The organism is Mesorhizobium sp. M0058 (assembly GCF_040323095.1).
In the GTDB taxonomy this organism is placed as follows: domain Bacteria; phylum Pseudomonadota; class Alphaproteobacteria; order Rhizobiales; family Rhizobiaceae; genus Mesorhizobium.
Genome location: NZ_JAMYUQ010000009.1, coordinates 84248 through 104478, shown reverse-complemented (window position 1 = coordinate 104478; position 20231 = coordinate 84248). Strand labels below are relative to the sequence as shown.

At 62.0% G+C, this 20231-nt stretch carries 21 protein-coding genes, 1 tRNA gene and 1 pseudogene; 9 read left to right on the top strand and 14 right to left on the bottom strand.

The genetic code is table 11. The annotated features are described in order from the left end of the window. Window positions 1–31 precede the first annotated feature (31 nt). The 3 genes from NKJ75_RS17095 to NKJ75_RS17085 are packed head-to-tail and all read right to left on the bottom strand — an operon-like array spanning window position 32 to window position 2612. Window positions 32–958: a glycosyltransferase family 2 protein gene (locus NKJ75_RS17095; RefSeq protein WP_352499978.1), complete on the bottom strand. Its 927-nt coding sequence runs from the start codon at window positions 956–958 to the stop codon at window positions 32–34. Further along, window positions 959–2179, bottom strand: coding sequence for an FAD-dependent oxidoreductase (locus NKJ75_RS17090; RefSeq protein WP_352499977.1), 1221 nt, complete (start codon window positions 2177–2179; stop codon window positions 959–961). It abuts the gene before it with no gap. A 43-nt stretch (window positions 2180–2222) separates the two neighbouring features. Continuing rightward, on the bottom strand, window positions 2223–2612 hold the full coding sequence (locus tag NKJ75_RS17085) for a sugar 3,4-ketoisomerase (protein ID WP_023696117.1): 390 nt from the start codon (window positions 2610–2612) through the stop codon (window positions 2223–2225). A 410-nt stretch (window positions 2613–3022) separates the two neighbouring features. Between NKJ75_RS17085 and NKJ75_RS17080 the strand changes: the two genes are divergently transcribed. Next, entirely contained in the window at window positions 3023–3766 is a 744-nt protein-coding gene (locus NKJ75_RS17080; RefSeq protein ID WP_352499976.1) for a hypothetical protein, read from the top strand. A 347-nt stretch (window positions 3767–4113) separates the two neighbouring features. Here NKJ75_RS17080 and NKJ75_RS17075 read toward each other — a convergent pair whose 3' ends face one another. Continuing rightward, the gene (locus tag NKJ75_RS17075; RefSeq protein WP_023668952.1) at window positions 4114–4305 is read right to left on the bottom strand and encodes a DUF3606 domain-containing protein; all 192 of its coding nucleotides are present in this window, start codon (window positions 4303–4305) and stop codon (window positions 4114–4116) included. A 186-nt stretch (window positions 4306–4491) separates the two neighbouring features. Between NKJ75_RS17075 and NKJ75_RS17070 the strand changes: the two genes are divergently transcribed. After that, on the top strand, window positions 4492–4653 hold the full coding sequence (locus tag NKJ75_RS17070; RefSeq protein WP_023691300.1) for a hypothetical protein: 162 nt from the start codon (window positions 4492–4494) through the stop codon (window positions 4651–4653). Between the two features lie 147 nt (window positions 4654–4800). On the opposite strand, the gene NKJ75_RS17065 is transcribed toward NKJ75_RS17070, so the two are convergent. After that, window positions 4801–4890: transfer RNA gene (locus NKJ75_RS17065), tRNA-Ser, on the bottom strand. Window positions 4891–5100: 210 nt separating this feature from the next. Further along, window positions 5101–5631 carry an MgtC/SapB family protein gene (locus NKJ75_RS17060; RefSeq protein ID WP_023728036.1) on the bottom strand — a complete coding sequence of 177 codons (531 nt, stop codon included), beginning with the start codon at window positions 5629–5631 and terminating at the stop codon, window positions 5101–5103. A 244-nt stretch (window positions 5632–5875) separates the two neighbouring features. Here NKJ75_RS17060 and NKJ75_RS17055 point away from each other — a divergent pair, with 244 nt between their 5' ends. The 7 genes from NKJ75_RS17055 (at window position 5876) to NKJ75_RS17025 (ending at window position 13395) form a co-directional block, all read left to right on the top strand. Then, the gene (locus NKJ75_RS17055) at window positions 5876–7084 is read left to right on the top strand and encodes a septal ring lytic transglycosylase RlpA family protein (RefSeq protein WP_023835237.1); all 1209 of its coding nucleotides are present in this window, start codon (window positions 5876–5878) and stop codon (window positions 7082–7084) included. A 103-nt stretch (window positions 7085–7187) separates the two neighbouring features. Beyond that, complete coding sequence (locus NKJ75_RS17050; RefSeq protein WP_352499975.1) at window positions 7188–8354, top strand: D-alanyl-D-alanine carboxypeptidase family protein; 1167 nt, start codon at window positions 7188–7190, stop codon at window positions 8352–8354. A 72-nt stretch (window positions 8355–8426) separates the two neighbouring features. Then, the gene (gene tmk / locus NKJ75_RS17045) at window positions 8427–9101 is read left to right on the top strand and encodes a dTMP kinase (protein WP_023668949.1); all 675 of its coding nucleotides are present in this window, start codon (window positions 8427–8429) and stop codon (window positions 9099–9101) included. Then, entirely contained in the window at window positions 9098–10153 is a 1056-nt protein-coding gene (locus NKJ75_RS17040; RefSeq protein ID WP_023835238.1) for a DNA polymerase III subunit delta', read from the top strand. The genes tmk and NKJ75_RS17040 overlap by 4 nt, the downstream gene beginning before the upstream one ends. A 90-nt stretch (window positions 10154–10243) precedes the next feature. Beyond that, on the top strand, window positions 10244–11794 hold the full coding sequence (gene metG, locus NKJ75_RS17035) for a methionine--tRNA ligase (RefSeq protein WP_023745048.1): 1551 nt from the start codon (window positions 10244–10246) through the stop codon (window positions 11792–11794). Beyond that, window positions 11794–12582 (top strand): TatD family hydrolase, encoded by a 789-nt coding sequence (locus NKJ75_RS17030; protein WP_023696113.1) that lies wholly within the window; start codon window positions 11794–11796, stop codon window positions 12580–12582. Before metG ends, NKJ75_RS17030 begins: the two co-directional genes overlap by 1 nt. A gap of 3 nt (window positions 12583–12585) precedes the next feature. Beyond that, on the top strand, window positions 12586–13395 hold the full coding sequence (locus NKJ75_RS17025; protein ID WP_023745047.1) for an MBL fold metallo-hydrolase: 810 nt from the start codon (window positions 12586–12588) through the stop codon (window positions 13393–13395). 22 nt (window positions 13396–13417) lie between these two features. Here the strand turns inward: NKJ75_RS17025 and NKJ75_RS17020 are convergent, their stop codons facing one another. The 8 genes and pseudogenes from NKJ75_RS17020 to NKJ75_RS16985 all read right to left on the bottom strand — a co-directional run bounded on the left by NKJ75_RS17020 (window position 13418) and on the right by NKJ75_RS16985 (window position 20210). Beyond that, complete coding sequence (locus NKJ75_RS17020; RefSeq protein ID WP_352499974.1) at window positions 13418–14179, bottom strand: GNAT family N-acetyltransferase; 762 nt, start codon at window positions 14177–14179, stop codon at window positions 13418–13420. Window positions 14180–14519: 340 nt separating this feature from the next. Next, a complete protein-coding gene (locus NKJ75_RS17015) occupies window positions 14520–14849 on the bottom strand; it encodes a hypothetical protein (protein WP_023668943.1) in 330 nt (109 codons plus the stop codon). Then, window positions 14846–15745 (bottom strand): annotated as a pseudogene (locus tag NKJ75_RS17010) (translation factor GTPase family protein); the annotation flags it as partial. The gene NKJ75_RS17015 and the pseudogene NKJ75_RS17010, both read right to left, overlap by 4 nt. A 41-nt stretch (window positions 15746–15786) precedes the next feature. Then, window positions 15787–16689, bottom strand: coding sequence for an alpha/beta fold hydrolase (locus tag NKJ75_RS17005; RefSeq protein ID WP_352499973.1), 903 nt, complete (start codon window positions 16687–16689; stop codon window positions 15787–15789). 70 nt (window positions 16690–16759) lie between these two features. After that, window positions 16760–17644, bottom strand: a complete 885-nt coding sequence (locus tag NKJ75_RS17000; RefSeq protein WP_352500007.1) for a DUF8605 domain-containing protein — start codon at window positions 17642–17644, stop codon at window positions 16760–16762. After that, window positions 17644–18420: a pyrroline-5-carboxylate reductase gene (locus NKJ75_RS16995; protein ID WP_352499972.1), complete on the bottom strand. Its 777-nt coding sequence runs from the start codon at window positions 18418–18420 to the stop codon at window positions 17644–17646. Before NKJ75_RS16995 ends, NKJ75_RS17000 begins: the two co-directional genes overlap by 1 nt. Before the next feature lie 23 nt (window positions 18421–18443). Further along, window positions 18444–19322, bottom strand: coding sequence for an aldose 1-epimerase family protein (locus tag NKJ75_RS16990; protein WP_352499971.1), 879 nt, complete (start codon window positions 19320–19322; stop codon window positions 18444–18446). Window positions 19323–19493: 171 nt separating this feature from the next. Next, entirely contained in the window at window positions 19494–20210 is a 717-nt protein-coding gene (locus NKJ75_RS16985) for a Bax inhibitor-1/YccA family protein (protein ID WP_352499970.1), read from the bottom strand. Window positions 20211–20231: the final 21 nt, after the last annotated feature.

Sequence of the window (20231 nt, the reverse complement as noted above, 5' to 3'; positions counted from 1 at the left end):
CAGCCGCTTTGACACGTCGCCGGCGCCATTCTTAATTGTCCGGGCTGCCATGCACCGATTGCCTGTTTCGCCGTCTTTCCGCTTCTCGCGATCGCGGCAGCCACCGCCACGGCCGCAAGGCGATATAGGCAGCGAGGAAGGTTCTCTGTGCAAGGCCGGCCTCGCTGTGCCAGACCTCCCTTATCCCCGCCGCCCTCAATGCCCTTCGTTGGGTGCTGTTGCGTTCCCAGCGCCGGCTGATGCTGCCCGCCCGATAGTATTTGTGGCAGAGCACTTGCGGCACGCGGACAAAGCCGCCGAGCAGCGACAGATGCAGAAGCCAGGTCCAGTCGGCGCTGAATTCGCCTTGGCTGTTGGGCTTGATCCCGCCGCTGCGGTGGAACGCCCAGGCCCTGAATACCCCACGGTTGGGGACCCACCATCCATGCGGCTGGCGCGCCATCACTCGGCCACGCGCAAAACCGTCCTGCAAGCCCTCCAGCAGGTCGAACTTCCACGTGGCACTTTCGCCTCTGACTTCGATCACTTCGACATCGCTGAACGACAGTACGGCCTCGGGATTGGCATCGAGCGCCCGCACCAGCGCCTCGATATAGTTTGGATCGATGACGTCGTCATGGAAGGCAAAGAACATCAATTCGCCGCTGGCATTGGCCATCAGATCGTTGGAATTCTTCAGCCATCCCAGGTTTTTGTCCCGACGCAGGATGCGGACATCGTCGCGGCCGCCGGCGAAGGCCGAAACGATCTCGAATGTCGCGTCGGTCGAATTGTCCTCGCCGACCAGGATCTCGATATTGTCCCAGGTCTGCGCGGCGAGGCTGTCCAGCGTACGCGAAATGAATGCCGCCGAATTGTAGCATGGCACCAGCGCCGTGACCTTCGGCCGCCAGCCGGATCGAAGCTCGACTTGTTTCTGCGCTACCTGCTTCGCGCCGCCCTGTTCTGTCTCACACATTCAGTCGATCCCGCAGATTTGCCGCGCCAGCCTGTCGGCAAGCCACGGCGCCGTCGAATATTTACCTGTGTCGACCGAGATGTAGTTGCCGAAGCGGTTGATCCCGAATTGGTCGCGGCAATGGATCGTGGCTTTCGGGTCGCTGAGCGAACCACGCCCTTGCGCAAACACGAAGCCGCCGCGCGCCTCAAGCTCCTCGGCATCGTCGAACATGCTGGAAACACTGGGCACCAACCGGGTGAGCGTGGCGCGAACGTCGCCGATGAACCGCTGTCGTGCGTCGGCATCGAGCGCTTGTGGCGTTTCAATCGACAATACGCCACTCTCCGCAAGCAACCCGCTCGGATACCAGGAGAGATAGAAGTTACGCCCGTCATAGTTTTTTATGTCGCCGAATGGGCCAAGGGCGACGACCGCGCACGGCACATCGACAGGCTGGCTGGTGCGGCCGAACAGGCAAAGCCGGTAGCGGTGCGACCATCCGGGAACCGGCTCGATGCCGGCCGTGCGGTCGACAGCCAGCCGCCCCTCCCATAGGCAATTGACGACAATGTCGAACGCCTCGCTTTTCTCGCCTGCGACCGCCACGCGCCATTTCCCGTCAATTCCGTCCACCGGCTTTGCCGACAGGACTTTGGCCGCCATTCGCAAGCTGATGTTGGGTTCACCCCGAAGCACGGCGCAAAGCCGGTCGGCAACCCATCGCGTGTTGATGGATCGCTCCGGCACCTGGAAGCCGCCGACGATCTGGTCCGAGTTGGTGACATCGGCCAATTCAGTTCTGGAAAGCCGTTTCGACCGCGCCGCCGATACGTCGGCAAGGTAGCTGGTGGCGTCAGCGTGGCTGCGCACCAATACATCCACACGTTCAAAGATCGCCCCCAGCGCCTCGGCAGCGACGATCGAGTTGCGATGGACCAGATAAAGGTCTTCCGAAAAGGTCGTGTGCGCTTCCAGATTGCTTCCGATCAGCTCGGAAACAAGCCTGCCGAAACACAGTCCTCCCGAAAGCAGATGCCGGGCGGTCAGCAGCGAGGGATCGTTCCCGTAGAGATAGCCGAGATGAATCTTGCCCTCGTTCCAACGGCTGGCGCAGGCCATCGGCTCGCTCTCCTTGTCGAAGAGGGACACCGCGTAGCCTCTGCGGGCCATCATGAGAGCGAGGCTGGCGCCCATGATGCCGGCGCCGAGAATAGCCATTCTGCCGCGAGGCGCTGTCATGTCCTGGCGCGCATCGCGGCCTCTCCTTTCCCGATGAGTGTCATCAGGGGTTCGATACGTAGTTTTCAGGGTCGTATTCGGTATCGCAGAAAACCAGCAAAGACGGGTTCTCGCCTTCATAGGTCTGCAGCGCCCACACCGGGGCATCGACCAGCACCGCGCGGTTCGATGCGGTGAGCGTCAGCCGTTCGATCTGTTCCTGATAGCGAAATTCGATGCCGATCTCGCCCGACAGCTGCATCATCAATTGCCGGCCCGAGCCGTGTGCATGTCCGCCCCGCGACGTGCCGCGCGGCGCGGTGACGACGAACGCCCGCACGGCTTGGAAATTGTAACCGCTGAACTCGATAGCGGTCAGCATTCCCCTGGGATCGCAATGTAACGAAGTGGGGATCTCGGTGACCTTGCCGCCAAAGAACGTTCGATGCTGCATAACGTAAGCCCGCCAGATGCCGGTCGAAATTTACCTCAGACTAGCGCTTACATCAAAAGACAGTTAATACAACCACTTAGGCGGTGTTTTGGGACACAGCAGCGGATCGATGTCGAGCTCGGCCTCAGGCCGATACGGTGCCGACTACCGAAGGTCGCCGCGCCGTCACGACTTCTGAGTCGCGGCCGAAACCACGGCTTAAGACCTTGGTCCGATCGGTCTAGGACCTTTGAGTTCGGAAGGCCGGCCGGTCCCAACGAGGGTGATCTACTTCAGCAATTTCAAAGAGTTATGCTGGTTGGCGTTTCGCCGGCCGGCCGCTTCGTTGTCGCAATGAAAGCACAGCTATATCCAAGTTTACCCTTTGTGTTAGCGATTCCTCATGTTGCCCGCTATAGCGGTTAGTGGCGGTGGCAATCTCGGAGGTAGTTATGACATCCCGAAAGACCCTTTTTGCTGCATTTGCGGTGTTCTCGCTTCTGGTGTCGCCGGCCCTGGCTGCTGCTGGTGGCAACGGCCATGGTAACGGCCATGGCAATGGTAACGGTAACGGCAATGGCAATGGCAATAGCGGAGGAAACGGTAATGCTGGCGGCAATGGCGGAGGCGGCGGTTCGCTCGGCAAGTCGGCATCCGCCAAGGGCCAGGTCGCCAAGGCCGCTACCGGTTCAGTGTCCAAGGAAAAGAATATCCATGCCAAGCTGGGCCGATTGAACTCACTGCAGCGCAACGCCAACGCCTTTATGCACTCCAAGAGCAAGAACTTCGCTGGCGTGCAGGCTTTTGTGACACAGTCGGCAATAGCCAAGAACGCTCAATCGGCGCTCGATGCCGCTAATCAGGCGGTTGCCGACGCCAAAGCGGCGCTCGACGCGCTGAATGCGAAAGCGGCTGACCCGAATACCCCGCCCGAAGATGTCCCGACGCAGGCCGACCTCGATGCAGCACAGGCAGCGCTCGATGACGCCACCCAGGATGCGGCCGCTGCTCAGACCGCCGCCACAGCTGCCGCTGCCAACGTCCCATCGATCGATGCAGCCCTTGCCCAAATGGCCAACAAGCCCGTTGACCCTGAGGTGACAGATTGGGCCAATAGCGTACTTGCCGACAAGATCGACCAAGTAGCCGCCAAGCTGGCGCCGGCCGCGCCTTAAGGCCCCATGCGGCGGCAGCGATCCAATCGACGATAAGCCGTCGGGTCCGCCCGGCGGCTGCACCTTTCTCGTCTATCTGCAGCGTTGGTCCCAATGCAGGTCCGAGATTCTGGTCATGGCTATTTTGCGAAATCTCCAGCCGAGCCGCCGTCCTCAAGGCTGAATTCATGCGTGCTTCGCGCATCTTCATCGACCACACGAAACCAATGCTCCTGAAGCGCTCTAGGCGACACCCTTTGGCCCGTGACCTTCTCTACCGCAGATAACGGATCATCGGCGCTCGTGGCCTGAGTTGAGACACACTCCTCTCCATGCCACTCTTCCACCTGGTACTCTGGCATGCCGGCCTACCTACCGCTCCCCAGAGCCTTCGCTTCCCGCTCCAGCGTCTCGCGTCGGTTGCCGTGCTTCGCGATCAATTCCTTGACCTGCTGCGGGGTGATGCCGGCCTTGGTGGCGAAATACTCGACTTCATAATCCTCATCGGCAGAGACGCGGTCCCGATCGCGGAAGTCCGTCTTCGTTTTGTCGTCGGCCATTTGCTTTGCTCCTGGTTGAATGATCAACCGCAACGTGCAGCCGCAGCCTTTTGTTGCAGCGGAGCCCGGATTTCCGAAACGGTCACATGGGAAAACGGCCCTCAGTCGCAGGAGGTGCTGGTGTTGCTGTAACTTTGAACGGAACGGTTCTTCTCCTTGACGGTTGTGACGTGAAGGAGATGCCTCATGTTTGAAAGTGTGATGTGGTTGATCGTCGTTGCTGGTGGGCCACTGTTGCTGGCCCTATTGATGGCATACGTTCTTATGACCCGACGCCACCGTGGTCCTGCAGAACGCATGGAAAGCGACCGCGCGACCAAACGGCTCTATCGCCAGGACGAACGTTGATCCTGAGGCTGGCGCAACGTTTGCGCTCACGCTGGCCCGCTGCCTCGCGGTGGCAGGCTTCTTCGTTTTAGGAAGTTAGGAATAACTTAGGAAAGATTTGGCCCTCTTTGAAAATACAGAGGCAATTCAGCACGGTAGCCAAATATCTGGCGGAGGGAGTGGGATTCGAACCCACGGTGGGCTTGCACCCACGCCGGTTTTCAAGACCGGTGCCTTAAACCGCTCGGCCATCCCTCCAACGTGACTTTTCAATCATCTAGGAACATCAACCGACCCAGTGAACGACAGTTGGTATCGAATGATACCTATCCTTCCGGACCAGCTTGCGGTTCATTTCTCTAGAGCGTTGCCCATCGCCAAGTCAACCATCGGCGCTGCCATGGATAATAGGGGGTGGCGTTCGTTACCCGAACGGAGCTGCGAACCCGTTTTCGAAGGAGCCGGGATCTAATTGCGATCCTTGCTGCCGACCTGCACAAGTTGCAGAAGACCCAGCACGACAAGTGCGAGCAAGGTAGCCAAAGCCGCGATCTGCCAGAACCCGAGCCCAACCGCCAGGCCTATGGCGCCTGCCAGCCACATGCCCGCCCCAGTGGTAAGCCCTTGAACCTCGCCCTTGGAGAAGAAGATCAAGCCCGCGGCCAGAAATGCCACGCCGGCAGTCGTGGCTTCGATCAAGCGGATAGGATCAATGGCGATTTCCTGACCATCGAAGACGTGAAGATGAGTAATCTCGATCGTGAGGATGGCAATTAGAGCCGTCGCAACACAGACTAGGATGTGTGTCCTCAATCCGGCCGGCCGGTTGCGCCATTCGCGTTCGATCCCAACGATGGAGCCAAGGACGGCCGCGAGCAAAAGCCTGGCTGAAATTACGGAAAAGGGCAGCCACGTCTGTTGCCCGAAACGTTCAATGAATTCATCCATGAGGCGCAGAACGTATCTCGGGTCGGTCGGTTCCAGGCAGCCGCGCTTCATGCCACAGGTTCACACCCAGACTCCAAAGGACAGAGGTCTCGGATGCCTCCTCACTGGCGCCCGGCCAGCCCGGGACCTGGCCGCCACATTCCTGCCCGGTTCCGGACACAATCGATTAATACGCTGATAAACAATTCCTGCGCACAAGGGATGGGGATTGGCGCGTCGCAGGCATTGCTCATCTGGCTCCGCCGAAATTCTAGAAGCGGCGCCTGTGTCGAGACGGTAGGGGACATCGGAAAACATGCAGACCACGACGCATCGGCGTCTTCGTCGCGCTCCTGCTTTGGTGTTGTGCGCTCTTTCGGCTGCGTTGCTGGCCGCGTGCGCGTCGCCGCAGTCCGAGCCGAAAGCCATGGTCTACAAGAAGCCTCGCTCGAAGGAATATTTTGCCGAGACCGAGTACGGCGTGAAGGCCAGCCCGCGCGTTCAGTACATGCGGCGCGGCGGCGGCCGCGACCAGTTGGGCAAGCCCTATCAGGTGCGCGGCAAGTGGTATTACCCTAAGGAAGACAAGCGCTACGCCAAGGTCGGTCTCGCCTCCTGGTATGGCGATGCCTTCCACGGTCGTCTCACAGCCAATGGCGAAGTCTACGACATGACCCATCTGACCGCGGCGCATCCGACCATGCCGCTGCCGAGCTATGCCCGTGTCACCAACACCGAGACCGGAAGCTCGGTCATCGTGCGCGTCAACGACCGCGGCCCCTATCATGAGGGACGCATCATCGATGTCTCGGAACGCGCCGCGCAAATGCTCGACTATGCCAAGGTCGGCACGGCCAGGGTCAAAGTGGAATATATCGGCCGCGCGCCGCTCGACGGCGACGACGACCAATATCTGGTCGCCTCCTATCGCCCGGGCAACAACCGCCCGGACCCGTCCGATGGCTTGCCGACCGGCGTCATGGTGGCGATGAACGGACCTTCGCCGAGCCTATCTGTTGGCGCACCCCCTGCCGTAGTGCCGTTTCCTGGTCAGTTGACGAATTCCGACACACAGCCAGTGATGTCGATGCAGGCACCGGCCTCAAGCGATGTGACGCTGCCTGAATTCGGGCCGATCGTGCCTCAGCGCCCGGAATCGTCCTTTGCCGTGGCTTCGCTCTCCTATGCGGATGAGCGCGTACAGCGCGCCGACGTCTTTGCAGCGCTTGACGACCAGGGCATGTCGCCAGCCGACATCCTGCAATCGTGGAAGAAATCCAACCCGCAGGCGGCGCCTGCCGTTTCCGACTATGTCGCCGCCGGCTCCTTCGACGATGCCGCCGAGGCAAAGCGGGTGGCTGCGGCCCTAAAACCCTTCGGCAGGACGGAAATCCAGAGCACCGAGCTCGACGGCAATGACTGGTACGCGGTCAATCTCTATCCGGATGGCCACGGCAATGTCGACGACCTCTTGCGCGCGGCATGGTCGCATGGCGCGCCGGACGCGCTGGCTGTGCGCAACTGACCAACAAAGGCACGCCGGTTTTGTGATTGCGCGGTTGATCCGCCGGGAAGAAGCCTGATAGCGTTGCGGCAAGTTTCTGCCGGCTAACAGGTCAAGCCTCTTCATGCGATTTCGCCTTTTCCACCCTTTTGCCGGGCTTTTTGGCCTTGGCTTCTTGCTTGCCGCGCTGGTTCCGGCCAACGCGCAGCTTTTCGAGACCAAGGCCACGCAGGCTTTCATGATCGATGCCGAAACCGGCACGGTGCTGTTTTCCAAGGATGCCGACCAACCGATCCCGCCGGCCTCGATGGCCAAGCTGATGACCATGGAGATGGTCTTCAACGCCATCAAGTCGAAGCGCATGAGCCTCGACGACACCTTCGTGGTTTCGGAAAATGCCTGGCGCAAGGGCGGTGCGCCTTCGGGAACGTCGACCATGTTCGCCAAGCTTAAATCGGCGGTCCGGGTCGAGGACCTGATCCAGGGGGTCACCATACAGGCCGCCAATGACGGCTGCATGGTGCTGGCCGAAGGCATGGCCGGTTCGGAAGAGAATTTCGCCGCTCAGATGAACGATCGCGCGCGCCAGATCGGGCTGCCGAAATCGACATTTGTCAATTCCACCGGCCTGCCAGCCGACGGCCAGCAGACGACAGTGCGCGAACTGGCGCAGCTTGGTCTGCATATATGGCGCGAATATCCGGATCTCTATCTCTATTACGGCCGGGCCGATTTCACCTGGAACAAGATCTCGCAAAAGAACCGCAACCCGTTGCTGGCCATGGGCATCGGTGCCGATGGGCTGGCGGTCGGGTCGAGTGAGGCGGGCGGTTTCGGCATCGTCGGCTCGGTCAGCCATGACGGGACGCGGGTGATCGCGGCGATGAGCGGATTGGCCAACGACCGCGAGCGCGCCGAGGAAGCGCGCAAGCTGCTTGAATGGGGCGTCCGCTCCTTCGAGAAGACCGAGATTTTCGCCAGCAACGAAGTGGTCGGCGAGGCCCAGGTGTTCGGCGGCGCCAAATCCAGCGTAGCGCTGAAGGCAAAGGCGCCCATCGACGTCCTGCTGCCGATCGCCAACCGCGACAAGCTGACCGCCAGGATCGTCTATCAGGGGCCGGTATCGGCGCCGGTGGAGGAGGGACAGCCCGTCGGCGCGCTGCGCGTCTGGATCGGCGACACGCTGAGCCAGGAAACCCCGCTTTTCGCCGCCGAATCGGTTGGCGTCGGCACACTGCCGCAACGAGCGTTTGATGCCGCCAGGGAACTGGCCGTAGGCTGGCTGCGTTGAGTTCCTGCGGCGTGGACCTTTTCTCGGGCGCGGACTAAGACACCAGCGCAAAGCAGGACAAAGGCCTTTCGATTGGCAAGCGGATTTTTCATCACCTTCGAAGGCGGCGAGGGCGCCGGCAAGTCGACGCAGATCGAGCGGCTGGCCCAGAAGATGCGCGCCAAGAAATACGATGTCCTCCTCACCCGCGAACCCGGGGGGTCACCCGGCGCCGAGGCGGTCAGGCACGTGCTCCTGTCCGGCGCCGCCGAGCCTTTCGGGCCGAAGATGGAGGCGCTGCTGTTTGCCGCCGCACGCTCCGACCATGTCGAGCAGGTCATCCGGCCGGCGGTGGAGCGCGGCTCCATCGTGCTTTGCGACCGTTTCCTGGATTCGTCGCGCGTCTATCAGGGCGTCACCGGCGGCCTCGATCCGGCTTTCATGGAAGCTCTGGAGGAGGTCGCCATCAACGGCATGATGCCGGACATGACGCTGATCCTTGACATTGACCCCGCCGAGGGCTTGCGGCGCGCCGCCGCGCGGCGTGGCGCCGAGGACGGTCCGGACCGCTTCGAAAAGGAGACGCTGGACATCCACCAGCGCCGCCGTGACGCCTTCCTGGCGATCGCAGCCGCCGAGCCGGACCGCTGCATCGTGATCGACGCGTCGGCGCCTCCCGCTGCGGTGGAGGATGTCATCACCGCGGTGGTGTTCGCCGCACTTGAGGCGAGGGCGCCCGCGCGCAACCGACAGGCGGCGCCCGCATGATCTTCGAACGCATCGCTCCCGAGCAGCACGACACGCTGGACGGTGTACCGGAGCCGTCCGAGACGCTGCGCCTGGTCGGCCATGAGCAGGCGGCCGCGATGCTCGCTGCCGCCTATCGCTCGGGAAAACTGCCGCATGCGTTGATCTTTGCCGGGCCGGTCGGCATCGGCAAGGCGACGCTTGCCTTTCACCTGGCGCACCATCTGTTGAAGCATCCGGCCTTCGACCAGGCGCCGGACACGTTTGCCGTTCCCGATCCGGCCTCACCGCTGTTTCGCCAGATCGCCACCGGGGCGCATCCCGGCGTGCTGCACCTGACCCGGCCGCTGAACGACAAGACCAAGAGTTTCAAGACCGTCGTCACCGTCGACGAGATCCGCAAGGTCAACCGCTTCCTGTCGCTGACCTCGCATGACGGCAGCTACCGGGTGGTGATCGTCGATCCGGCCGACGACATGAACACCAACGCCGCCAATGCCTTGCTGAAGAACCTCGAGGAGCCGCCGAGCCGCACGCTGTTCATCCTCATCGTGCATGCGCCGGGCAGCCTTTTGCCGACGATCCGTTCGCGCTGCCAGATGGTGCGGCTGACGCCGCTCGATGCCGGCAGCCTGATGAGTGTTCTGGAGACCGTCGAGCCGCCGCCACCTTCCGATCCTGCTGCGCGCGCGGCACTAGCGGAACGGGCAGGGGGCAGCGCCCGCAATGCGATCCTTCTGACCCAATATGGCGGGCTGGAGATTGCCGGCACCCTCGACGCCCTGGTCACGTCGGGCAGGAGCGACATCGCCGGCGCCTATCGCCTTGCCGAGGCCGTCGCCGGCCGCGACCAGGCGATCCAGTTCGACATCTTCAACCGCCGCGCGCTCGATCTGCTCTCCACCGGCGCCAGTGAAGCCGCGCTGGCTGGGGATCTCGCGCGGGCGAAAACGCTGTCCGACACTTGGCACGAGGCGCTGAACGCCATATCTGAGACCGATACCTACAATCTTGACAAGAAGCAGCACGCCTTGACCATGATCGACCGCCTGAATTCCGCAATGCGAATGTGACCGGTTTCGGCATTGGGGCGGGATGGCAATCGCCGTCTCGATGCGATATCCACCGCTCACATTCATTCGGCCATTCATGACGGTTCATTCATGTCACGCGACACATTCTACATCACGACACCAATTTTCTATCCGAACGGCAAGCCGCATATCGGCCACGCCTATACGGTCATTGCGACCGACGCGCTGGCCCGCTTCCAGCGCCTGGACGGCAAGGACGTGCTCTTCCTCACCGGCACTGACGAACACGGCCTCAAGATGCAGCAGACGGCCGAGAAGGAAGGCATAACGCCACTCGCGCTTGCCGACCGCAACTCGGCGATCTTCCGTTCGATGACAGAGGTCCTGGGCGGCTCGAATGATGATTACATCCGCACGACGGAACCACGCCACTACGAGTCGTGTCAGGCGATCTGGAAGGCTATGGCGGCCAATGGCGACATCTATCTCGACCGCTATAGCGGCTGGTATTCGGTCCGCCAGGAAGCCTATTTCGAAGAGAGCGAAACCACGCTCGGCGACGACGGCGTGCGGCGCGAGCCGCTTGGCTCGCCGGTCGAGTGGAACGAGGAGGAAAGCTACTTCTTCAGGCTTTCCGCCTATCAGGACAAATTGCTTGCGCTGTACGAAAGCCAGCCCGATTTCGTCGGTCCGGCCGAGCGCCGAAATGAGGTGATGAGCTTCGTCAGATCCGGCCTCAAGGATATCTCGGTCTCGCGCACGACCTTCAATTGGGGCGTGCCGGTGCCCGGCGACGACAAGCATGTGATGTATGTCTGGGTCGATGCCTTGACCAACTACATCACCGCTGCCGGCTATCCCGACACCAAGGCCGAGCAATGGCGCTACTGGCCGGCCACGCACATTATCGGCAAGGACATCGTCCGCTTCCATGCTGTCTACTGGCCGGCTTTCCTGATGTCGGCCGGCATCGAACTGCCGAAGCGCGTCTTCGCGCATGGCTTCCTGTTCAACCGCGGCGAGAAAATGTCGAAGTCGGTCGGCAATGTCGTAGACCCCTTCACCATGGTCGAGCATTACGGCCTCGACCAGGTGCGCTATTTCTTCTTGCGTGAGGTGCCATTCGGCCAGGACGGCAGCTACAGCCATGACGCGATCGTCAACCGCACAAATGCCGATCTCGCCAACGGTCTCGGCAATCTGGCGCAGCGCTCGCTGTCGATGATCGCCAAGAACTGCGGCGGCGTGGTGCCGCATCGCGGCGAGCTGACCGAAGCCGACAGCGCGATCCTCGACCAGGCGGTGGAAGCGCTGGGTACCGCGCGCCACGCGATGGCGGAACAGGGCATCCATCTCGCGTTGGCGGCGATCTTCGGCGTTGTGGCGGAAGCGGATCGCTACTTCGCCTCGCAGGCGCCCTGGGCGCTGAAGAAGACCGATCCGGCGCGCATGGAAACAGTGCTGTGGACGACCGCCGAACTGGTGCGGCGCGTGGCATTGCTGTGCCAGCCCTACATTCCGGGGTCGGCCGGCAAGCTGCTGGACCTGCTGGCGGTGCCGGCGGACAAGCGTGACTTCGCGCATGTCCATGCCGACTATGCGCTGGTGCCCGGCACGGCGCTGCCCGCGCCGGAGGGTGTGTTTCCGCGTTATGTCGAAAACCCTGAGGCGAGCGCCTGATGCTCGTCGACAGCCATTGCCATCTCGACTTTCCGGATTTCACCGAGGAGCGGGCGGCCATCGTCGCCCGCGCCAAGGCTGCCGGTATAGGTCACATGGTGACCATCTCGACACGCGTGAAGCGGTTTGCGCAAGTGCTTGAGATTGCCGAGAGTTTCGACGAAATCTATTGCTCGGTCGGCACTCATCCTCACAATGCCGGCGAAGAGCTGGATGTGACGGCTGAGGACCTTGTGCGCCTGTCCGCGCACCCGAAGGTGGTGGCGATCGGCGAGGCCGGGCTCGACTATTTTTACGACAAGGCGCCACGCGATGCGCAGGCGCAGGGCTTTCGCACTCACATAGCGGCCGCGCGCGAGACCGGCTTGCCGCTGGTGATCCATTCGCGCGATGCCGATGACGACATGGCTGCCATCCTCGAAGACGAAACAGGGAAGGGCGCCTTCCCCTTCATCCTGCATTGTTTTTCGTCGGGGCGACGGCTGGCAGAGGTCGGCGTGGCGCTTGGTGGCTATGTGTCCTTCTCGGGCATACTGACCTTCAAGAACTCCGCCGATTTACGCGCCATCGCAGCCGATGTGCCGCATGACCGGCTGCTGGTCGAGACCGACGCACCGTATCTGGCGCCGGTGCCGTTCCGCGGCAAACGCAACGAGCCGGCCTATATCGCGCATACAGCCAAGGTGCTGGCGGAGACGGTCGGCGTTGGCGAAGCCGAGATCGCGACGCTGACGACGGCAAACTTCTTCCGGCTGTTCGGCAAGATGCCGCGGCCCGCCGGGCTCTGACGCATGAGCGACCGGCTGCGCCTCACCATCCTCGGCTGCGGCTCGTCACCTGGCACGCCGCGCATCACCGGCGATTGGGGCAATTGCGACCCGGCCAATCCGAAAAACCGGCGTACACGCTCAGCCGCGCTCGTCGAGCGGATAGCAGCCAACGGCGCCAGAACCACGGTCGTCATCGACACCGGGCCTGATTTCCGTGAGCAGATGCTGATGGCGGCGGTCCGGCGCATCGACGCCGTCGTCTATACGCATCCGCACGCCGACCACATCCACGGCATCGACGATCTGCGCGGCTACGTGCTGGAGCAGCGCCATTTGATCGATGTCCACGCCGACCAGCCGACCATGCTCAGGCTGCGCGAAGCGTTCGGCTATTGCTTCGAGACGCCGCTTGGCAGTTCCTATCCGCCGATCGTCAGGCCGCACATCATCGATCACGCAAGGGCGGTGACGATCGAAGGCGAGGGCGGTGCCCTCACCCTCGAGCCGCTGCCGCAGATCCATGGCGACATCATTTCGCTCGGCTTCCGCATCGGCGGGCTGGCCTACTGCCCCGATATAAGCGACTTCCCGGATACCACCGCCGAGCGGCTGCTCGGCCTGGAAATGCTGGTCATCGATGCCTTGCAGTACCATACCCATCCCAGTCATCTGTCGCTCGGTCAGGCGCTTGGCTGGATTGAAAAACTGGCGCCGAAACAGGCCGTGCTGACGCATATGCATGTGCCGCTCGACTATGCCACGGTGAAGGCCGAGGTGCCGGCCAACGTCACTCCGGCCTATGACGGCATGGTGATCGAAATTCCTTTATGAGACAGCATGATACGAGCAGATCTTATAAGGACGTTCGGTTCTTCGGCGCGAAGATCAGCAGCGTTCCAATCCGCTCATAGCCCATGCGGGGATAAAGCAGCGCTCCGGCACGCGTCGCCAACAGCATCGAGCACCGCGACCCATGCGCTTTGTCGTCATGCAGCATTTTGGCCATCAGCGCCTGGCCGATGCCTCGACGCCGGTGCGAAGGCTCGACAAACATTGCCGAGCACCATGTGGCGCCGATGGCGTCTATGCTGCGCACACGCCCGACGATGGCGTCGCCATCGAGCGCCACATACTGGCGAAACGGCGCATCGTCGCCGAGTTGATCGTCTGGAAGTGGCCGCCTGCGTATGACCTTTCCCAGTTGTGCAGCGCGTTCAGCCGTCCTCACGCGTTCGATAGAGACGATTGCTGGCGGGTCTGGAATTTGGCGCAGCGACTGGACGAAAAAGCCTTCCGTCCGCAGCAGCCGGTAGCCGAGCGCCTTGTAGGCAGTTCGCGTCGGTTCGTCCGGGCCGTCATTCGCGATCACGACCGAAACGGCAAAGCTTGGCCGCGCATGCTGCCGCACGATGGCATCGGCTTCCTCGGCGGCGACGTCATGGACGATCCATTCTTCGCCACGGTAGTCGCGTGCATTCTTGCGCTCGGCATCGCGCATCAGCCACAAGGGTCCGACGCGGCTGGCCTCGTAGGGAAAGGAACGGCTCTTGTCGGTGCTGAAGCCGTGCACGAACACTTCGATCGCCGCTTCGATGTCACGCTTTCCTGTCGTCATCGACACAGCGTAGCGTTGGCCATCGGCTCAAGGCAACACGCGTCGATCATGCCAAGCCCGTGAAAATCGCAGCAATTTCCAGCTTCAGTCTAATGCACAAGTTCCATAATCTATCTTATGCGACTTTCATATGTGGCTGCTGCTTCCATTACGGACGTGCCAATATACGCCCTGCTGACTGAGATGCGGGCCGGCGGCTCTGATTGCTTGGCGGGAGGAACGTTGACGAAGCAGTGGCGAAATGAGTTGGCGTGGTCTTCATTTCTCAAGGGATGGCGCCTTTCGCAAAGGCCTCGACTTCCTGCTCGACCGGCCCGCGCCGGGATAACGAACAGGAGCGTCATCCCGAAAAGCTTTCCAGGAGGCCGCTGAAGGCTGCTGCGATTGCAACAAGATGGAAGACGCCAAGGGCCAGCCATCTGGAGCCGCCGGCGCCCGCAACAAATGCCCCATAGGCAGGAAACTGCAGCGCAGCCAATCCGATGGAAAGGCTGGTGATCGTTGTGTTGGTCAAAAGCGTTGCCAGCATGGGGACCGGATAGAGAAGTCGCGCCAGCACATAGTCGCCATGCCCGGCCCCGGCCGAATAGAGCGCCAGGAAAAAGGCGACCGGCGTGACGCCGAGGCCGACAAGGAACCCTGCCCGCGAGGAGAATTTTGGCGACGTCATCTGGCCATGGCCATGGCGGCCGGTGGGTCGCCGCCGGGTGGCAGTGGTACGGGAGCGTATCCGGAATAGTCGGCGCGCAGGCGTGCCAGTCCGTTCGAACAGGACCGGAGCGCATCCTCCAGCATGAACATGTTCGCGAGCGGCATTGTCGCTTTGACAACGACGACCACGCCGCTGATTTCCCGACTCCGGATCAGGCCCCGGCGGCTGTGCAGTTCGGCGATGATTTTGTCGACATAGGCCGCCGACGTGTTCACCTCGACTTGCATGATCGGCTCGAAGAGCTGCACGCCCAGCTTGGGAGCGGCTTCACGGAAGCAGGCTCGGCCGGCGATCTCGAAAGTCAGGGGCGAGGAATCAGTATCGTGATACGCGCCGTCGATCAGCGTTGCCTTCACGCCAAGCATCGGGAAGCCAGCAAACGGGCCTGAAGACAGAATGTTCCGCAGCCCCTTTTCGACGCCCGCAACATATTCGTTCGGAAGCGCACCGTCGGCGACCTTGGACCCGAAGACGAAGTCCCAGCTACCGCCATTCGGCTCGAACGCAATCTTGACGCGGGCGAACTGACCCGTACCACCGGACTGCTTATTGTGCGTGTAGTCCTGCTCGTGCTTACGGGTGATCGTCTCGCGATACGCTACCTTGGGCGCGCCGACATTCACCTCAATGCGAGACTCGCGGCGCAGGTGGTCGATGACTATGTCGAGGTGGAGTTCGTCCCTGCCGGCGACGATCGTCTGGCCCGATTCCGCATCCTGCTTGACGTGCAACCAGGGATCCTCGTCCGCCAGCTTCGACAAGGCAGTAGCTAGCTTCTCCTGATCGGCCCGCGACTTCGGCTCGATCGCGATTTGCAGCAGAGGCCAGGGCGCGGCAGACTTTTCCATCATGACGCCATGGTTGCAGATCGATCCGATGACCGCAACGGAGGGGTCTACGCCCGGCCGGCCGCCCTGCCCGTCCCTTTCGCTTCCTGACTGTGGACGCGCGCCAGAAAATCGCGCACCAGCGGAAGCGCCTCATCGAAATGGGTTTCGAGCAACCAGTGGCCGGCGCCATCGATCAGATGAAGCTCCGCTTCCCGCAAATCGCGCTGGTAGGCATGCGCCGATTGTGCCGGCATGTAACCATCCTCGGGGCCCCAGACGATGAGCGTTTGCGGTTGGTGCTCGCGCAGATAGCTCTGATAGCGCGGGAACCAGCCGAGGTTCGCCTCCAGCTTCTCCATCAGGCCGACCGCGAGCCGCCGGCGGATCGGCGTGTCCATCAAAGGCCAGTGGAGTTTCCAAAGATCGGGAGGCACGCGCTCGGCTACAGCGTAATCCACCTCTCCGACGAACTCGTGCCGGAACCCCTCCTCGCTCACCGCCTCTTCCAACGGCCGGTGCTTTTCGGGCGTCTTTTCCGTCCAATAGGCTTTTATCCCAGCGTATTTCGGCCCGAGAACATCCTCGTATATATCGCCGTTCTGGATGATGAGTGCCGCGATGCGCTCGGGATGTGCGATGGCGTGGCGCAGTCCGATCTGTGAGCCATAATCGTGCAGCCAGAGAGCATAGCGCGACGTGCCGAGCGCATCGGCGAAAGCTGTCAGAAACCCGGCATAGGCATCGAAATCATAGCCAAAAACCGACATTTCGGGCGTGGCGCTGTAGCCAAAGCCGGGAAAGTCCGGCGCGAATGTATGCCAGCGATCGGCAAGTGCCGGCATCAACCTTCGGAATTGATAGGACGAGCACGGATAGCCGTGCGGCAGGAGAAGGACGGGAGCATCAGGCGGGCCGTCTTCGCGATAGAAGATGCTGTTTCCGTCAATGTCGATCCGGCGATGTTGCAATTCTACCTCCTTGCTCAAAGCTTGCCCGCCACTTTGTTTACGGCGCTCCGGCAAGAAGGTTCCCTTGAAGTCAGGGCGTGACGGCTTCCGGCTCTCCATTGCCCGACAGGATCTGCAGCGTTCCGCGCGTGGCGTTGCGGAACGCATCGTCGAAACTGACGCCACGTACCTGCCAGCGATACTCCTTATCCTTGAAGCTGAGCCGCCAGTCGCCGACCCAGCCCAGCGCTTCCTGGCGCCATACCAAAGTGCCGGCAAGCAGGGCATCGCCATCCAGCGTGTTGGCCACGTCGGCGAGCGCGACGTCCGACGGCCGAGGCAACTCCAGCGGCAAACCGGTCCGGTGCGCCGCGTCCGCCAGCGCAACGCGCATATCCGCCGCAAGCTCGCCGCCGCCATCGCGCACCAGCGTGAAGCCGTCGCCTTTCATCGGCCTTACATCCAGCAGTGCGACGATTTTTGGCCGCGGCACCGCCCACGGTTTGCGCCCGAGCGACGCCAGCAAGGCATCGATCTTGTCCGGGTCGAAATCGGCGGTGATGTAATGCGGCCGGTCGTGGGTGCCCTGCTCGTCATGCGGCGGGCGGTTATTGAGCAGGTCGCGGTAGCCGACACCAGTGACATAGTCGGCCGCGTGCCGGCTCATGTCCGCAACACGCGGGTCGCCGATCAGCCGCGGGTCGCCGGAAACCTTGACCAGCACCTCTTCAAGGCACGGCGCCAGGCCCCACGCCCGGTTCTCCTCGCCAGTGCCGCTGGTCACCGATTGCGCGCGGTAGAGGCTGGCGAGGTCGATGTCGGCGGCAGCGACCGGAAAGACAATCAGCACAGCCAGCGCCGCTGCCACAAAGCCCAATTTCAAGCATCCAGGCACCCGCCGACCCTCCTGAAACGGTCCGGAACATCCGTTGGAGCCATACTCCTGATCATCAGGGAATTTCAAGGTGCCGCCCATCAAGGCGTATCGCCGACGATGCGCCAGTGTACGCCGTCCAGGCTCTCGGTGAGCGCCTCGAACACGTTTCGCGCCGTGAGTTCGCGAAGAACCTGTTCGTTGATGCCGCCGCGCGTCGCATAGTCCTGCGCCAGATGCATGAAGTCGGCATCCGGCGACATATCAGGAGCGCATCCCAAGGCTTTGAAAAGCGAGGCGATGTAATCGCGCCCCTTCCCTTCCTCCACGCCATTCCTCTTGAGCCAGCTGTTAATCGTATCGAGATATCTGAAGTAGCTGGCATAGGTTGCGGTGGCCACGCTCAACGCGTTGAATTCGGCTGGGTTCTCGACCTCGATCACTTTCCCCAGATTGCCGAACAAGGCAGCGACAGTGGCATCCGGCGGGCAGATGATCGTTGCCCCCAGCCGGTGGGCGATCATCGGCATGGGCAGCGCTTTCGTCACCTGGTGCGCGGGTGCGGTCAAGCGGGCAATCTCCTCGCGCGGCAGCGTGGCGATCAAGCTGATGAGGTGATGCTCGCGCCGAAACCGCAAACCCGGCAGGACGTCATGCGCAATTTGCGGCCGGACAGCCAGCATGACTAGTTCGCATTGATCGAGAACCGCCTGATTGTCATCAGCAATACGCACATCCGGATAACGGGCTGCCAGCTCTGCGGCGATCTCTTCATTGCGCGGCGACAGCAGCACGGAGACGGAGTTATCCGCGACGGATTTGAGCCCGCTGACGATGGCCGCTGTAAGGGCACCCGTGCCGATGAAGCCAAGTTTCATCGCGCCTATCTCTGGTTCATCGGTCACAGTGGCGCATGGTAGAGCCGTACCTGATAGCTCAGCACGCGCCTTTCACCGGGCGCGATCAGCATCACGCCCGGCTTGTCCGCGAACTCGCCATCGAAATCCACGGGGCTGGCAAGCCCGTGCCAAGGTTCGATGCACAGGAACGGAGCGCCGCCCGGCTTCGACCAGATGCCCAATTCCTTAAAACCCTGCCACGACATCTTGATCGCCGCACCGTTCGCGGCGGCATAGCGCACGCTGGTGCTGGCCGGCCGGTCGAGGATCACGGCGTCTGCCTCGAACAGCTGTTCGGAAAGCGCCAGCGTTTTGCCTTCGATGGGCGTCGGCTGCGGTGCAGCCAGCACCAGGCCATCCTTCAGCCGGCGGATCGGCGCCGGCTCGTCCTGGGCAAAGGTCAGGTGGTGGTCGGTCTTGGCGAGCCCCGGCTGCAATGGCCAATTGAAAGCCGGATGTGCACCGATGGAGGCTGGCAGCGTCTCGTCGCCGGTGTTGGCAATCTCGAAGCTCACACCAAGTTCGCGACGCTCGAGCGTGTAGGTGATGGCAAGGCGAAAGGCGAACGGATAGCGCGTGCGTGTATCGGCATCGTCGGTCAACACCAGCGTGCAGGATCGGGGGCTCGCGTCAGCCCACACAAACGGCTTGTCGCGGGCAAATCCGTGCTGCGTCAGGGGATAGACCTGGCCCCCGTGGCGGAGCTGGTCGCCCTTCAGCCGGCCGACGATCGGAAACAGCACCGGCGAATGCCGCCGCCATTCCGGCCCGGCCTGCCACAAAAACTCCAGACCCTCGGCATTGCGCAAGGAGATGAGCTCGGCCCCCTGCCCGACAATGGTTGCCGAGATGCCGTCGCCGTGAAGCGTCACTTGTTCCATGCGTTCTCGCGGAAAGCTGCGTGCGAGCGGCAGGTTAGCAAAAGCCCGCGTGGACTCAAGGGCGCGACATCGCGCAGATAGAGGAGCGATGTCTCCACGCCAAAACGACAGTGGCCGGAGATTCACCTCCGGCCACTGCGAGATCGAGATTGTTGCCTTGCTACGGTTCGACTATTCGCGCTCGCCGGTGAAATTCAGCAACAGCTGGAAGATGTTGACGAAGTTCAGGTACAGCGACAGCGCGCCGAAAACGGCAAGCTTCTGCTGCGATTCCGCGTCGAAATTCTCCGCATACTGTTCCTTGATCGTCTGCGTGTCCCAGGCGGTCAGGCCGACAAAGACGGCAATGCCGATCACCGAGATGGCGAACTGCAGCGCGGTCGAGCCAAGGAAGATGTTGACGACGCTGGCGATCACCACACCGATCAGGCCCATGATCAGGAAGGACGAGAACTGGGTCAGGTCGCGCTTGGTCGTGTAGCCGTAGAGGCTGGTGGCGCCGAACATGGTGGCGGTGATGAAGAAGGTGCGCGCGATGCTGGTGCCTGTGAAGACCAGGAACACCGAAGCCAGCGACAGGCCCATCACCGCGCAGAAGGCCCAGAACATCAACTGGGCGCTCGCCGCCGACATCGTCTGCATCTTGAACGAGAACAGCAGCACGAAGGCGAGCGGCGCCAGCATCACCACCCATTTCAGCGGGCTGGAAAAGATCGGCACGTAGAGGGCCGGCGTCGAGGACACCACCATGGCAACGATGCCGGTGACGACGAGGCCGATGCCCATATAATTGTAGACGCGCAGCATGTGGCTGCGCAGGCCCTCGTCATAGATGGCGCCGGCGCGTGCGCCAGTGCCCATGCGGTATCCGAGGTCAGGGGTATTCATTGCGGGTTCTCCTTATGTGGT